The organism is Pseudanabaena sp. 'Roaring Creek' (assembly GCF_001402795.1).
Taxonomy (GTDB): domain Bacteria; phylum Cyanobacteriota; class Cyanobacteriia; order Pseudanabaenales; family Pseudanabaenaceae; genus Pseudanabaena.
Genome location: NZ_LIRE01000676.1, coordinates 31,845 through 47,610, shown reverse-complemented (window position 1 = coordinate 47,610; position 15,766 = coordinate 31,845). Strand labels below are relative to the sequence as shown.

Genomic DNA, 15,766 nt, shown 5'->3' with positions numbered 1-15,766 from the left:
CCGAACCCATTCGTTATTTTGTTGGATTTGTGAGATAGTATTTATTTACTAAGCGATCGCTTGTTACTAGATCCCATTAGATTCTAACCAATGAAACCTATACTGAGGCTCAATGGCGACCAAGAATTTGCCACAAGATACCCATGATGAAGACCAACCGTTTTATACTAAGCATGGCGCAACGAGTGAAGAACAATGCATAAAGATGGGCAGAAAGTATGGTTGGGACTACTCCCATTTTGAGTTGACAAAAGACCCGATTCTGACCCATGAATGCTTTTACGAAGGCAATGCCGAATTTCCAAAATTAGCAGGAGGCAAGAATAGTGAGTAAGTATATTATTTATAAAGCAAAGCCAGATCAACTCGAAGGAGCTAGCGATCGCAAGCTAACTCATTGCAACCGCTTTACCGACATCTTATACACTAAACTAGATTTTTCTCCAAAACCCATACCCAAAAAAGGCGATCGCCCTATCCATCCAGTAACGGTAAAGGAATCTCTAAGTCCAGATCAGCTTGAAGATGGCACAACTCATTCCCGTAAGTCAGACTGGGTTGTAGATTCGGTGGAATTTTTTACTACGTCAGATAATACTCTTCAGTTCGATGCGATCGTTATTTGTTGGTGCGTCTATGCGCCAATCCTAAATCCTGTTCTTACCCCTGTAGTAAATGGGGACAAGAGAGATGGGAAAACATTCGAGGGGATCGAAAGAACTCTTATTTCTGTTTGACCCTCTCCTTGGAGAGAGGATTAAGGGTAGGCGGCGCTTCGCGCCGCCTACCCTTACCTATTTAGCACTACCAAAAATTTTGTATTCAACCCTCAACCCCGAACCCCCCTACTTCGTAGAACTTACGATATTCGCGACTCTTTTAAGCACAGAGTCTAGGGCATTGCTGACTGCTTTGGGGATGTCTTGGGCATTGCTAGCCCCATTTTGAGGGTTGTTTACTGTAATTGGGGCGTTTATAGTCGTGGTTCCTGCGCCGGCAGCATTGACACCAGCAGTCTTAATATCGAGATTGCTGCCACCTTGACTTAAAGCACCCAAGATACCTTCAAGCCTTTTAAGTTGATCCTCATCGATCACCTTTAAAGGTTTGTCTAACTCAGCTTTGGCTTTATCTAAAGCTGAATTATCAAGGGAAATAGTGATGGGATTATCCTTGATTTGGGTTGTGATTTTGTTGAATTGAGCCTCAAGCCCTGATGTCATTTCATCGACCTTTAACTGAGGGGCAATCAGTACTTTAGTAAAGCCTTCATCAATTTGTTTGTTCAGTCTATCGAAGGAAGATCCAATTTTTGCTGTAGGGTCCGCATTATCTGCGGGCTTGCCACTATATTTAGCATTTAGTTCTTCAAACGTAGTAGCGTCTTTCCCACCATACTTTTTATTGAGGTCGTCAATATTACCGACCTTGTCAGGGTATTTTTGCTGTAATTCTTCAAATGAGGTAGCAAAGCTATTGTCCTTTGGCTTGGGTGCTTCAGTCGTTAACGTGCCGTTAGGGTTGGATTCCGATCGCTTCAAGACCTCCCCATACTTAGATGGGTCGGAAAGGGATGCACCACGAACATCGGGTATAGGGGCATTGATTAATGCCCTAGCCTGATCGCCAGTAATACGGGTTTGTCCCTGCACCCCAAAAGCTCTTTGCTTAGTTTGAACCTCGATTTGTTGCAATAACTGTTGTTGTAATGCAGGATCGGTCAATGCACTGGCAAATTCGGCGTTTGCAGTTGTACGTTGGGCGAATTGATTATTTTGTAGGGTTTCTCGCTCCTGACCATTCTGTTCTTTATTTAATCGCCCAGTCTCATTGAGGAAACCACTCTCTTGGACTAATCCGCCATATTCAAGCTCATTCTTTTGTTGATCTAATTTTGCGCGGGCAAGTTTTAGCTTTGCCTCAGCCGATTCGGGTTTTAACTTAACCTCTTCCTCAGCCGTTTTAATACCAACTTCACCAGTGGCTAAGTCAATTTTTTTCTTAGCTATATTGATTTGATTTTCAAGCTTTTGACGTTCTAGGAGCAGATCTCGTTTTTGAATATCTCGTTCTAGTGATTCACGCTCGAACACCTGCTGTCGGAGCAAGGATTCCAATTTAATCTTTGCCAACTGTTCTGCAAGTAGTAATTTCTTCTCTTCTAGTTCCTTGTCGGCAGAATTACCTGTACCACCCGCGTCACGGATGGCTTGTTGTTGTTTGTCATAAATTTTGGTTAAAACATTGAGATCTGATTCATGTACCGCAACTACAGAATCGTTTAGTTTTTTTGAGGACTGAGCCAAACGATCTTGGTTGGCAAGAGTCCTCTCAAGGGCAGTATAAAGTAACTTCTGCTTTTCAAGTTTAAGGTTCTGTTTCTCAATTGTAATGCCGTATTGTTGTGCGGCAAGTGTAAGCCGATCCTTGATTGCGGCAACCAAACCATCAATCGCAGCAAGCTCGATTTCAGTTTGCTGCTTTGTCAACTCGGCAATTTTGAGGACTGATGCTCGGCGCACTTCTTGGCTGACACCAATCCCTTTTTTATCGAGTTCGTTGAATTTGATAAGTTTCTGTTGTTCGAGAGATAGTTCAAGATCGATTTCCTTCTTTTTCTCACCAGTCTCTTGTAATTTCGCCTCAGATTCGAGGATCACTCCACGTTTCCGCAGTTTCGCGATCTCCCCTAGACGTTGCGTTTCACCTACTTTCTGGACTTCTCCGGCAGTTTTAATCTGAGAATCAAGGATTTTTATCTGGTCTTCGGCAATTTTCTGAGCGATCGCCGCACGTTTCTGTTGCAGTTCAGAGTCGGCAGCAAGTTGAGCTTCCGTCTTAACCTTCTGCCCATTGGCGACAGCTTTGTTCTCTGCATCGATCGCAGATTGCTTTTCACTCAAGGCAGCTTTCTCATTTTCCTTGTCAGGAGTAGTAGCTTTTTGAGCTTTGGTAAACCTACTTTGGAGGGCATTCACAACTCCTTCCTGCTCATTTACTGCATCGTCATCTTCTTTAAGTTTTACCTTTGCAACTTTCCTGTCCTGCGGGGAACTGAAGAAGTTCTCTTTATCTAAATTCGCTTTTTTGGAATCTCTACCCTTCTTCAATTCAGCAAGCTTAGCCTGTGCCTCCTCAATTTGACTGGGTAATTCCTTTACATCCTTAAGGACATCAGCATCTATCTTAATCGTCGAATCAAGAGTCCCTCTAAATGTTGCCAATTTCTCGAATTGGTTCTGTAATCTCTGGACTTTTACGTGGGCTTCGTCAATTGCGGCTGTAGACTCGCCAGTGCGCGAACCAAGGGCATTGTTCTCTTCTAGCTTAGCCAGTTCAGCCTTAGCTTTATTTAAGTCATCCTCTACAGCTTGCTTCTTGTCGTCTACTCCCTTTAGTTGTTGAGCTTTAATATCTGCTAATTTGGTTGGATCTCCTTGTGCTGCGGCGAGTTTAGCATCAGCAATTAATCGATCTTGCTTAGCACTATCAACAGCATTTTTGGTATTACTATCAATGATTTCAGCACGGGCTTTATAGCTCTTAGAAATCGCTTCCTCTTCTTCCTTCAATTTATCAAGATTAGCTTTTGACGTTAACGCGATCGCCTCGGACTCTGAAATCCTCCCTTGAGCAACCAAGGCAGAGGTTTTAGCTATCTGAGTATCATAGGTAGCAATGCGCTTCTGAGACTCTAATTTATATGCAGCAGTGATAGCCTGTTGTGCCTTAATCTGGGTTTCGGCATCAGCACTGGTATTACTCGCAATCTCTTTGTAGGTTTTGACAGCATCTTCTACTGTGATTGCTCCCATGTCCTGAAGTTGTTGGGAACCCTCTAGGAGAGTATTGATTTGTTGCTTAAATATTGCTGGGTCGCCCGATGCATTAATTAATGATTTTTTAGCATTGTCAACATTACGAGTAAATTGCTCGACAGCCGATCCGTATTTAGGTAAATCCTTCGCGGAGGTTTCTACTCCTTCTACGGATTTCTTAAGGCGATCGATGTTGTCAGTTGCATCTTTAATTTTTTTATTTTGATTGTCTCTTTCCGTAGAGGTGGAAATACCATTAAGCCCTTCTTCTAATCCTGCCTTACGTACCGTTTCCGAGTTAATCTGTTCCTCAATCTCTTTTTGGAGCTTTGCATTGTCGGCATATTGTTCTTTCGATAGCTTTACGCCACTGCCTGCTGCCTTATCGGAAATTGCCTTTGACTTTTTGGATCTACCCAACAGAGAAAAAGTTTTGTTATCAGCTTGCTCGGCTTGACCTGTTGATGCATTGTCTGCATTAATCTCATCTTCTTGTTTGAATTCGTTTGCTTTTATCGCAATTGTTCCTAGCGCAGCAATAATTAAAAGCAATGGAGCTAGAGCAGTTAGGATTACGGGAACTAGCTCTACAAAGGCAATTTTAAGCTTGGCTAACGATCCAACTCCAGTTACAGACATTGCCTCAATCGCGGCAGCTACCTTGGCTGTGCCTTCTGCACCTGCTAGGAAACTAAGTGCGCCCGCGATCGCCTGTAGATAACCAACAAATTGTAATGCGATTACCCGTCCGATAACAGTGATTAAATCGTTGCTAATAGCAAAGGCAAGAAAAGTTATGGCTGTCCCTAAAGTGACTACCAGTGCAAGAGGGCTTTTCAATCCTTCTACGACGACTTTTGCAAGAAAAACTAATTGACCAAATGCTTCTGCGGCAGCTTTCCCAATTTCTTCAAATACAGGTTGAAATTTCTCAAACAATTGGAATGCACCCGCAAATAATAGAGCGCTAAAAGCAAAAGATCCCAACGATGTAATTATGGTCGATCTAAGCCCTCCTACAGATTTGCCAAATGAATTGAGTCCTGTTTCACTTAATTTTGTGATAGTCGTTAATTTAGTTAGCCCAGCAATAATTGGTTCCGTATTAAAGCTAGTGGCAAACTCTGCAAATACGCCTAAAGCTCCCCCAGCACCTACAAATGCATCTGCTGTCTCAAGTGCTGCGATCGCCAGTCTTGCAAACCCAGCAATCAATTTAGGGATTGCTGTATCAAGCGATTCAAATATTGCACCAATAAAAGGGAATTTCTCTCCTAAAGCGATCGCGGCAATGCCAATTTGTGAAAACTGAGGAATTAAAGTACTTAGACTTGCTCCTAAGAATGGAACTGCCTTTGATACTGCTTGCAAAGCACCAGGAATTACATTTATGTTTTTACCTAATGTCAAGATTGAAGCAACAGTTGTATTTGAAGCTCCTCGCAAGTTTGTCAAGGCGAGAACTGCCCCGTTCGACCGTAGAGAAAATAATCCAAATAAAGTACTTACTACCGGCAAAGTTTGGATTAGCAAACCAATGCCACCTATAGCCAATCCTAAAATAACCTCCCGTATCTTTAGGAATAAGCCAATCTTAAAGATGCCAGTGAACACATCTGCAAACTGACTGAGCGCACCTAATGCGGCAAATAGATATTTCAGTGGTCCATCGGCTAATGTCTTAAGAGTATCGCCAACGAAACTAAGTAGATCGCCAATTGTTTTAGCACCAACTTGGATAAATCCCGCGATTGCTGGCGCGATCGCTTTAAATAAAGCTGCTACACCATCACCGAATTTAACAAATCCATCAAATATATTTTTAGCAACTCCCGCAACAATACCTTGAAGATCTTCAAAATTCTTTCTGCCTTCAACAGTAGTAATATCGACTAATTTATAGACTACATTCAATCTTTGAACAACAACATCTAAGAAAGTCTCCCCAGCTCGTTGAGTAAGGAGTTGGAAAACTTCTTTTAAGTTTGACGTTACGCCACCGATAGTTTGAGCAGCTAATGCATTACCCTCGACGAATGGTTGTAGTCTTTTTGTTAGGTTGTCAATTAAACTACCTTGGGACTTCCATAAATTGACTTGTTGGTTAGTAATCGACAAAGATCGTGCAAGTCGATTTTCAACGGTAACCGTTCCCGATGCAATTAGAGAAAGAGATTCTCTCGCCTCAAAAAGTGGTATTCCAAGCGTTCCTAGTGCTGCGCCAAGTGAAGTAACCAGTTTTGGCACATCGCCTAATTTACCCCCTAATTGGGACAAGTTCTGAGTTACGGCTGGGAGAATTTGATCGACTAGGTCGGTCGAGACTAACCCTACTAACTTTAATGCCCCTTCTTGAATATCAGTAATAGTTCTTTTTGAGACTGCACCGAGCGATTGAATTGCCTCGGTTGCTGATGTTACCTCAAGCCCATTTTTAAAGACTTTGTTGGTAGATACGATTTGCGCTTGTGTTGATAATAATGTGGCTTGAAGCCTAATATTTTGCCCAATAAAAATATCGAAAGGAGCGCTAAACGCACTTGTTAACTGCTGAACGCCATAGGTTAAGAATAAAAGTTCTTGACCGACATTGCTCAGACTGGTAAGTAATTTAGTTGATTCTTCCTTAAGTTTCCCGAATGCTTCTGCGCCAGGAATATTTGCTGGGGTAAGGGTGGCTTGTTGGATAAATCCTGAAGTCTCTCGAACATTTCTAAGTGCATTTGCCCTTTTTTCAACGGCATTTAGAATTGCATCAACTCCTTTTAGCCCTCCATTGACTGCACTCTCTATCCCAGATGCTAACTTTTGACCATAATCGATACCCGCTTTAGCAAACTTTTGCCCTAAACTTGTTTCAAGGACTGCTGTAACTTCTGTTTCTACGACCTTTAGATTGGTTTTTGCTTCTGTCCCAACTCCCTGAAAGAATCTAGAAAAGATTTGGTCGAATACCTCTATCGTGTTCGATCCTAAATTTTTAAGCTCGGATTGAATTTTAGTTACTTCTGTTGTTGTGAGAACTCCACTATTTGAAAGAAATTTTGCTACTTCACCGGATGCTTCAGATAACCCTTTGTTGATTCCTTCAAAAACAGGAGCAATCGCTGGACCTAAAGTAGTTGAAATATTACTAGCTATTTTCTGTAGCTGTGGAGATACCTGTTCAAATACACTGGCTATCGATTTGCTATTCGCACTACTTTGAACCGATGCTAATACTGACTCAAATCCTTGTTTTAGTCCAGTAAAATCCACTTCGGATAGTTGTTCATCCAGAAAAGCTTTTGCAGAACTGAACGCTCCTTCAGCGCTTTCTTTTAACCCAGTTAAGTCAATTTTACTAAGTTGTTCATCAAAGAATACTGTGGCTGTATTAAATGCCTCCTCAGCGCTTTCTTTAAGCCCTGTTAGGTCTACTTTGCCTAATTGATCGTTCAGATACGAACCAATAGTCGCGATCGCACTCTCAAAATTGCCCCTCAACCCCGAACCGTCTACTTTCCCTAATTGCTCTTTAAGGAAAACACCAACGTCTTCGATAGTGGAATCAAATCGATCTTTGAATGCCGAGAAGTCAACCTTCTCTAATTGCTCATCCAGAAATGATTTTGCATTACTGAAAGTTGAGTCAATCTGGTCTTTTAGTTTTGTTAGGTCAATATTCCCTAGTTGTTCGCTAATAGAATTTTTTGCATCTTCAAAGAATGTGATACCTGCGAAAAATGATTGGACTTTTTCGGCAGTAGCTTTTGCTGTTGCCGAGATCTCATCAAATAAGTTAAAAAGGGTCTGGAATGCTTTGCCAGTATTTTGCCCAGCATTAAAACTTAAGTCATTTAAAAAGCCTTTGATTACCTCGGATGCTTTAATAATCGTGGGGTTTGTAGCAACTTCTTCAATTGCTTTGATCGTAGTTACAAGATTTTTGGTTGCACTACTTTGTAAATCTAATCCACCAAATACTTTCCCAACATCGATCAAGCTGTCCTTTATATCTACTAAAGACGCTTTTGCATCAATCAATCCAGACTCTAAAGATACGATTACTCCTTGAAATGCTGCGATCGCAATACTACTATTTTGAATTGCGCCAACAACAGAAATGAATCCAGTAGCTGTCGCCAATAATGCGGATGGAGATTTCTGCCCTATATCAATAATTGCGCCAGAAATCTGTTGAAGCTTTGTTGCTACAGTTCCATCTGCGGCTTTAACAAGGCTAGCCCCAAAATTGGTTATTCCAGTTGTAGCCAAAATCGACTGTTTCCCAACATCTCCTATCCCATTTGAAATTACGGATAGTTGTTTACTAGCATCATCTCTAGCCGTAATTAATATCTCAAGGGCATTGGAGGAAGTTGCTGACATTTTGATTTTCGCGATCACTATTTAGCGATATGATCGGTCTGTCATTGCCACTGCCATTAAATTAGGCTGATTTAGCGAAATACTATGCGGAAATTATTTTTTGTTGCTGTTGTAGTTGCGACAGTAAGTGCTGGTTGCGGTTCTGGTATAAAGGATCAGATCAAAGGAAAATGGGAACAAGTTGCTATTACGGCAGGAGGTGAGACATGTATTAAGGAATATGTAGACAAATTTTTAACATCTGACTGCTATCTCAAGGGAGAGCATCTTTTCTCATCTACAATAAACTATGAAATAACTTCCGATAATCGTATTGTTTTTATCTCGGACAAAGGAGTAAAAAATATAATTGATATTAAAATTGATGGCGATGAAATGCAGATGCAAAATCTAGATAAAGATCGATGGGTAAAATACAAAAGGATTAAATAGCATTAAAAAATAGACATTACTTTGCTAAGGGAGATCATCATGCTCTGCCCAAAGTATCCGAATAGCTTCTATAGGTACATTTTTCCATGAGTCAAGGGTCGTCCCAGTCCAAAGTTTGTGGGACTTACTTACTCCCCGAACAATAGCACCCAAAGAGGACTGACTAAGACTAAACTGTTTTGCAAATGCAGTAATGCTATCAGTGACATAAATTTCCCCATTAGGTGAGTACAGGCAAAAAGGCAAAGATTTCTTAGCCTTTCCTCTTTGAATTTTGAGAGAGCGTAATTTTTTGTGATCTTCATCCGCCCATAATGCCTTACTCCTTTCGCTTGTTTTATAAGCATTCTTCCGATTCATATTGGTTAGATGCTCTTTGTTCCTTCTTCTATATTCAGGATCTTCAAACCTCTTTTTAATTTTTATGGAATTTCTGTCTTTATTCTCTTGTATAGATGCCCATTTTTTTCCTTTTGCACTTTGCATCTCCTTTCCTACCGAGCTAGAGTAGAATTCCTTGACTTTTTTGGATATATTCTCACGATAATTAGGTCTTTGCCACATTTTCTTCGTGGTCAAAGATTGCAATGATTTTGTTTTTTCAGAACGCAAAGAAACCTTTCTCCGTTCTGTGGCTTCGGGTGAATGCATATATTTTTTACATCTTTCGGAAAGTGCTATTCTATTTTCTTCAACAGAAGCCCATGCTTTTGTTCCCGCAACCATTTTCTCTATTAAATGGGGATTTGCTCTCATCCTTTCTTTAGCTAGCAATGATAATACAACCTTGTCTTCTTCTCTAACAGGTCTGCCAAGGGATGAACCAGCGATCAGACAACAGTTCAGGCTTAAATTGCTTGGGATTAGGTCGATCCAATATTGCTCAACTCCAAGTAATCCATCCTTGAAAGACTCAATATTTGAATAATCTTGATTATTTACAATCTCAACAATAGATATAAATAAAGAATCAAGTCCATATTTATTAAATGAATGCTGTAATCCAATTGTATGATGCATCTTTCTTCTTAGGCGATACTTGTGACTATTAAGCCTTTTATTGAAAGAAACTCCCGTACTACCTATATATATTTTGTTATTTGGTTCGACAAAAATCGCATATACTCCACAATTATTTAGATTCAGGCAATGATTATTCTTAATCGCAAACAAAGGATACTTTGGAAGCGATTGCAAATATTCTAATGGATTTAATATGTCAGACAAAATATTCTCCTTTAAAGAATTTGGAAGCTGTACGCGATCGCACAGCCAAAAAGTTAAATGGCATTGATGTTGAGCCAAATTTGAACAGGTTCCCGATCGCCAAAAACCACAAAAACCCGATCGCAATAATGAAGTAGACAATCACCATTAGCAATAAGGCGATCGCATAGAATCCAAGCCAAACCTTGGTAGGTTAGATATACAAATAGAACGTCATCGACTAACTCTACTTGGAAAGGTTTAGCCCTGTTACGGAACAAAGCAAATTCTTCTTCTAAAGACAGTCCAGATGGAACTGTGATTTTTGGGAGCATTACCGCGATCGCTGATTCAATATAGGTTTCCATAGCTATTCTCCTTTTAATTTTATATGTTTCCGAACATTCAGATCCAAATTCTTCAAGTGTGCGATCGGCTAATTCTTTGATTCTAGATTTGAGTCGATTTAGCGATTTTCTGAACACTATCTGGAAACGCAGTAGATTTAGGGCTATATAGAAGATCGTTAAATGACATGGACTGATCGATAAGTCCACCCAACATCTTGCGGATATAATCGAAATTGTTGGCGTTTAAATGAGCGTAGTTTGCAAAACATTGCAGTGGCACTATGCTAAGGAGCATTGCAGCGATCGCATATTCAATTTTGTACTTCAAAATTATTCAACTCTCCAAAATTCTTGAAGGGTGCGATCGGCTAGCTCTTTGGTTTTGGATTTGAGTCGTTTTAGAGATTTTCTTGTATCTTCGGGAAGTGAATTAGTTTCAGATTCCTCAAGAAGATCGTCAATTGCAATACACTGATCCATCAGCCCATCCAATATTTCACGGCAATATTCAAAAGTTTCGTCGGTTTTCATAAATTGAAAAAAGTGTAGGTGGCAAGACTTTGAGGTGGCATTGTGCTAAGGTGGTATCTAGCACTTGTTGATTAGATGAAAAACCAAGTCAACACATTCAGTTATGATATTAAAACTCCTATAGAACGGGGTTATAAGAGGTGATCGGTAAAGTTTTTGCGGACTAGACCTGCGATCGCCTTTTGTATAGCAGCAATATAACAGCTAGCTAGTATCATGTCAACTTAGCTTGTTAGTTTGTAGTTATCTTGTTTTTTGACATATACTAGCAACGTGATATTCTGAGGCAATGAAATTGAAAAGCAATCTAGCCGCCCTTATGGACAAGAAAGGGGTTACTCAAAAGACTGTTGCAGCCGAGACAGGGTTAAGCCCGACGACCATCAGTAAGTTTTACCGCGATCAGATCGATAGATTTGATCGAAATACTGTTGAAATACTTTGTAAGTATTTTGAATGTACACATTTGGATGAGCTACTCCAGCTTTGCGATGAAGATGTTTAGCCTAATAAGTTAAAATCAGAAAAAACCACCGAAGAAAAAATATGACTTCGACATGGACAGACGAAAGATTAGATCGTTTTGCGGACAAGGTAGATCAGCAAGGCGATCGCATCAACGCATTGATCGAGCAAATAGGGCAACTAGTACAAGCACTGTATCTAGAAGTACCTAACCTCAAGGCGGAAATAAATGGTGTCTCCGAAGAGGCTAGGGAAAGCCGTGAGACAATAAGCCAATCGTTTCAGGAGTCAAACGATCGCATGGCAAGGATTGAAGATAGTATCGTAAAATCTAATGAACGTATGGCAAGGATTGAGACAACAATTTCATACCAGTCCGCGATCGCCGATAAGCAAGCCGAGAGTGTGAGACAACTAATTGAGATGCTGAATCGGAAACTGGCTTAGACCAGATGCGATCGCCAGATCGGTTCGGGGTTGGGGGTATATATCTAAGCAACACCAGATCTCTTAGCAAAGTCCGCAGCTTGTTTCTCATTTCTAAGTCGATCGCTGACTTTTTTCTTAGCCTTGGCAAAAGCATCTGGGTCCTTAATTAAGCGTTCTAATTCTTCGATACTATTGCCAGCATGAGCTTTTAATTCATCTCGAATTAACTTGTCAACATGGGCTTGTTTCTCAGCCCTAGCTTTATCACTTTCGGCTCTATCTGCTGCTGCATTGGCTTGGGAAGCTTCTTTTTCCTGTTGGGTCTCAGATTTTTTCTGAGCAGACGCAGCTTCCTTGACACTATCGGCATCAACTACTCCGCGATTCTCAGAACCAGATCGAAGATTTTTGAAGATAGCATCAATACCGTTAGAACTACTTGTATAAGCAGACTGACTAGCACCACCAATTCCTGTAACACGATGGGTTTGCGAACCTTTATTAAATGGCAAAGAACCCCAAGGATCTCCGTCGCCAACTAAATTGACTTCAGGAATATTTGCTTTAGTCTCTCCAAAATAAGGCGTACCTAAAGTAACCAATTTGACGCGATCGGCTATGTCCTTACCACGAAATTTAGTGGTCGGGTCTTTCGGCATTTGCTGCAAAATCTCGATCGCATCTCTAGCGACAACACCTCCATCCTCTGCCGCAAGAACTTGGATTGAGGGCATAGATTTGATACCATTCTCATCAGTGCGCCATTTTGTACCTTGGGCATACAGCTTTGCAGCTAGCTCGACTGCTTCCTTGCTTTTGCCTCGTTTCATGGTGTTATTAATGACAACATTGTAGCCAGTGGTAATATTGTTACCAAGTGCTTGGCTGGGGTTGTGGGCAATAGGTACATCTTCACCTTCCCTATTAATAGGAATGTTCTCTCCTTTTTTTAGCCAATCAGTATCTTCATCCTTTGCAAGTGGAGAGTTAGCCACTTTGTTATATAAATCTTTGCTACCTCGACCATAACCACCAACATAGAAATTAACGCTATCGGGATTGCTATTCTCATCAATATCTTTGCGATAGTCCTCGGCATCATTTACCGCTGCACCAGCAGCTTCTTTGATATTTGATGTCCTTTGCTTTTGTAAAATCCCCATTACCACCTTAGTAGTACCAGCGATCGCGGGCAAAGCATAAATAAGTGCCTCGGTAGGATTATTTTGAAATTTCTTACTAATAGCCGTCAATAAATTAAATTGCCGACCCAGCGCAGGGTTGATTGTTGAAATTGCCCTACCAATTTCAGTATTCTTAGTCTTCTTAAGGGTTGCTAAATCCTTGTGATGTTGCAAGGATTTTCTAATTGATTCTTGATAGTTTGGGTCAGAATCGTGAACTTTAATAGCTGATTTCAACTGGTCTTGGGTCATGTAAGAATATCGCATAACACCTTTTTTTCGAGCTTCTTCCTTGAGATCTCGAATATTCATCATGTCGTAAATATCATGCTCAACAGTAGCAGTAATTCTACTGGGTTCGAGGTTGGGGGTTGGGGGATCTAACTTTTGAATGGTAGGAATATCAATAACTTTCTCAAGTTCGACTTCACAGGTACTAGATCTGGGAATGCACTCACCTTTACATGGTGTCCCTTTGACACATTTTTTCTGCTGCTTACCAATGATACTGTCTAGCCTTAATTGAGTGGCTAAATACTCTGAGATATATGATGAATCAACCCGAACATCAGAGTTGAAATTGCGATTTTCGCTTTGATCCGTAATATCTTTGTATGAAATTGAATTGCCGATTTTCATCTTGATCAGCGATCGCGGATTGGATAAAGGTCGGAAATAAACTGTAATAAGCCCATTAGGATTGCGATTTAAGCTAACAATTGTGGAAATTCCACCATAAGTCCTTGAGATAATTGATAGCACTGCGCTAACCATTTTTTGATGATCTGAAGCTATCTCAAAGCTATCTTGTTTAATCTTTGATATTTTTGGTGAGGTTAAAGCAAATAAGGCGATCAAATAAGCTTTATACATTTGTTGCTCTAGAGCTTGTTTTGCTACACCATCAAAATTTGATGATGTTTTTTGAACTAAATCGACAAAATCTTGAGGCGACTTAATTCCTGAGTTAGCAAACATATCATTTTCGGATTGGCTATCCCCTCGCCATATGCCCTTTGTATTATTTATTTGATGCTGCCTTTTTTCTACGCTGGTTTTAAATACAGCTTTAATTAAATCAGGATTATAATTATTGTCCATAAGAATCTTGGCAACCTCCTCAACTGGATGCCCATCGCTAAGATTTTTCTGGGTTTTAATTAATCCTTTAATAAGAACTTTAGTGAATCCACCTAAAGATTCCATCTGTGAACTTCTTGCAGATCCTTCAACTACCAATCGAGCAAAATATTCACAATTAGTACTCACTCCATCAAATTTAAAGGGAACTCCAACTAAAGACTCTGCTATTTTGAGGGATTTATCTCTCGAATATTTTGGTAATGCCCCTTTGGGGAGGTCTTTGACGAGTTGGTACTCAAGTCCTTCTGTTTCAGTAGTTCGACCGATTTTATTCCTTTGGACGCTTGAACCTCGATACTTGTCCATAGCAAGCTCAAAGATTTCCCCGTTACCAGCATAAATTGCGTAATGGTAGTTATATTGCCCAGTAGGTCCTTTGAAACCCCTTTTAATTAAATCCCCTTTCTTGAAATTTTTCTCGTAATCTGCAAGGATTTCTTTGCTCGGAGCTACATTCGCAGGAACTACCCTCGCATTTTTAATTTCTTCTGGATCGCTAAGTTTAGATACATCATTACCGACGACTGCGCCAGCAGTTGCCAATCCTCCTAGAATAATCGCAGTACTAGCGATCGACGGGAGTGCAATATTACTGCCATTTGATTGTTGTGTCGTAGCCGTATTTCTGATAGGCTTGCAAGCATTTCCTATCTGCTTATATCCCGATTTGCAGTGCAGTACTCTGGTATCCAGTCTGACTGAGGATCTACGCAGAATTTCGGCAATCAAATCCTCTACAGTACTATCTTTTTTGCTAGAGCTTTCAGCGCTTGGCTTAGACACTGACATAAATAAGGCGATCAAATACACCTTATACATCTCTTTCTCAAATATCAGCTTTGCCGCACCCTGAAAGCTAGAGGAAGCTTGTTGAACTAGCTGAGTAAATTCTTTAGGATCGTTTAGATCGGCGAGTGGATTTGTATCCGAATCAGTTCTTTTTTTAGCTATTTCTTTCTGTCTCTCATCTATTTTGCTTTTAAAGATAGTTTTAATCAATTCAGGGTCATAGTTGTGATCCTCAAGGGTTTTCCTGATTTCGTCGGAATGAATTCCTTTACCCAATACTCCACCAAGAGCAACGCGATCGACAACATCAAAAACCGAAGTAACCGTTTTTAGCCCAAATTTGCTAACCTTTTCACTCTGTGCGCCTTTTGTACCTCCATAGGCAATTGTTCTAGCAAAAGCTTCGCAGTTTGATTCAATAAGGTCAAATTTAAAGGGCAACCCTACCATGCTTTTAGCTAGCTCAAGAGTATGAGCGCGAGAGTGTATAGGACTTGTCCCATCATCAGGAGGCAGATCTACTAACTCATATTTTGTCGTCGCTAAGCCAGGTGTGTCAGAATCATGGGCAAAATTTCTTACAATTCCTGCTCCGCCAGATTTGTCTGGCGCAGACTCGATAACATCGCCATTCCCTGCATAAATTGCATAATGATAAGCATATTTATTTTTGCCAACGGGAAGAGGGAAAGCGCTTCTAATTAAATCGCCCGGCTTAAATTTTTCGTCATATTCTTTGGCGATTGCCACTTTATCAAACTTATCCCCGATAGGAGTTTTCTCTAAATGGGAAACGTCTGCGACTACATTGTTTACGTCATTAGCAATAGTAGCGCTCGCAACTCCTATCCCAGCAGTCAGTATGAGTCCTGCTGAAACGTTCATTGGGAGGATTGCTTTATGCCCCAAAGAGTTATTAGGCTCAGAAGCTATATTGTTTTTTAAAGGTTTACAAGCTGCCCCAACTTGTTTGAAACTTGGTTTACACTTTAATTTTCTGGCAGCATCGTTTCTTGCTGCCAGTTTGGAATATTCGTATGCATTCATC

The 15,766-nt window shown here is 40.5% G+C and carries 11 protein-coding genes; 5 read left to right on the top strand and 6 right to left on the bottom strand.

Going from position 1 to position 15,766, the window contains the following annotated elements; translation table 11 throughout:
* The first annotated feature begins 112 nt into the window (after nt 1-112).
* Both AC805_RS18775 and AC805_RS18770 read left to right on the top strand, forming a co-directional pair.
* On the top strand, nt 113-334 hold the full coding sequence (locus AC805_RS18775; RefSeq protein WP_055076806.1) for a hypothetical protein: 222 nt from the start codon (nt 113-115) through the stop codon (nt 332-334).
* Complete coding sequence (locus tag AC805_RS18770; protein WP_055076805.1) at nt 327-737, top strand: hypothetical protein; 411 nt, start codon at nt 327-329, stop codon at nt 735-737. Before AC805_RS18775 ends, AC805_RS18770 begins: the two co-directional genes overlap by 8 nt.
* 108 nt (nt 738-845) lie before the next feature.
* Here AC805_RS18770 and AC805_RS18765 read toward each other — a convergent pair whose 3' ends face one another.
* Nucleotides 846-8,189, bottom strand: coding sequence for a hypothetical protein (locus AC805_RS18765; RefSeq protein ID WP_156341469.1), 7,344 nt, complete (start codon nt 8,187-8,189; stop codon nt 846-848).
* 84 nt (nt 8,190-8,273) lie between these two features.
* Between AC805_RS18765 and AC805_RS18760 the strand changes: the two genes are divergently transcribed.
* Entirely contained in the window at nt 8,274-8,621 is a 348-nt protein-coding gene (locus tag AC805_RS18760; protein ID WP_055076803.1) for a hypothetical protein, read from the top strand.
* A 24-nt stretch (nt 8,622-8,645) separates the two neighbouring features.
* Here AC805_RS18760 and AC805_RS18755 read toward each other — a convergent pair whose 3' ends face one another.
* From AC805_RS18755 to AC805_RS18740, 4 genes are all read right to left on the bottom strand, one after another.
* The gene (locus tag AC805_RS18755) at nt 8,646-9,926 is read right to left on the bottom strand and encodes a GIY-YIG nuclease family protein (RefSeq protein ID WP_197278787.1); all 1,281 of its coding nucleotides are present in this window, start codon (nt 9,924-9,926) and stop codon (nt 8,646-8,648) included.
* Complete coding sequence (locus AC805_RS25765) at nt 9,902-10,195, bottom strand: hypothetical protein (protein ID WP_055076801.1); 294 nt, start codon at nt 10,193-10,195, stop codon at nt 9,902-9,904. Before AC805_RS25765 ends, AC805_RS18755 begins: the two co-directional genes overlap by 25 nt.
* 82 nt (nt 10,196-10,277) lie before the next feature.
* Nucleotides 10,278-10,505, bottom strand: a complete 228-nt coding sequence (locus AC805_RS18745; RefSeq protein ID WP_055076800.1) for a hypothetical protein — start codon at nt 10,503-10,505, stop codon at nt 10,278-10,280.
* Between the two features lie 2 nt (nt 10,506-10,507).
* Nucleotides 10,508-10,708 (bottom strand): hypothetical protein, encoded by a 201-nt coding sequence (locus AC805_RS18740; protein WP_055076799.1) that lies wholly within the window; start codon nt 10,706-10,708, stop codon nt 10,508-10,510.
* A 289-nt stretch (nt 10,709-10,997) separates the two neighbouring features.
* Here AC805_RS18740 and AC805_RS27495 point away from each other — a divergent pair, with 289 nt between their 5' ends.
* Entirely contained in the window at nt 10,998-11,213 is a 216-nt protein-coding gene (locus AC805_RS27495) for a helix-turn-helix transcriptional regulator (protein WP_055076798.1), read from the top strand.
* Between the two features lie 41 nt (nt 11,214-11,254).
* Nucleotides 11,255-11,620: a hypothetical protein gene (locus AC805_RS18730; protein WP_055076797.1), complete on the top strand. Its 366-nt coding sequence runs from the start codon at nt 11,255-11,257 to the stop codon at nt 11,618-11,620.
* 44 nt (nt 11,621-11,664) lie between these two features.
* On the opposite strand, the gene AC805_RS18725 is transcribed toward AC805_RS18730, so the two are convergent.
* The gene (locus AC805_RS18725) at nt 11,665-15,765 is read right to left on the bottom strand and encodes a lecithin retinol acyltransferase family protein (protein ID WP_055076796.1); all 4,101 of its coding nucleotides are present in this window, start codon (nt 15,763-15,765) and stop codon (nt 11,665-11,667) included.
* Nucleotide 15,766: the final 1 nt, after the last annotated feature.

Coding starts and splice junctions, on each gene's coding strand:
- AC805_RS18765 (WP_156341469.1), bottom strand. CDS start 8,189: ATGTCAGCAACTTCCTCCAATGCCCTTGAGATATTAATTACGGCTAGA.
- AC805_RS18730 (WP_055076797.1), top strand. CDS start 11,255: ATGACTTCGACATGGACAGACGAAAGATTAGATCGTTTTGCGGACAAG.
- AC805_RS18775 (WP_055076806.1), top strand. CDS start 113: ATGGCGACCAAGAATTTGCCACAAGATACCCATGATGAAGACCAACCG.
- AC805_RS18725 (WP_055076796.1), bottom strand. CDS start 15,765: ATGAATGCATACGAATATTCCAAACTGGCAGCAAGAAACGATGCTGCC.
- AC805_RS27495 (WP_055076798.1), top strand. CDS start 10,998: ATGAAATTGAAAAGCAATCTAGCCGCCCTTATGGACAAGAAAGGGGTT.
- AC805_RS18760 (WP_055076803.1), top strand. CDS start 8,274: ATGCGGAAATTATTTTTTGTTGCTGTTGTAGTTGCGACAGTAAGTGCT.
- AC805_RS25765 (WP_055076801.1), bottom strand. CDS start 10,195: ATGGAAACCTATATTGAATCAGCGATCGCGGTAATGCTCCCAAAAATC.
- AC805_RS18740 (WP_055076799.1), bottom strand. CDS start 10,708: ATGAAAACCGACGAAACTTTTGAATATTGCCGTGAAATATTGGATGGG.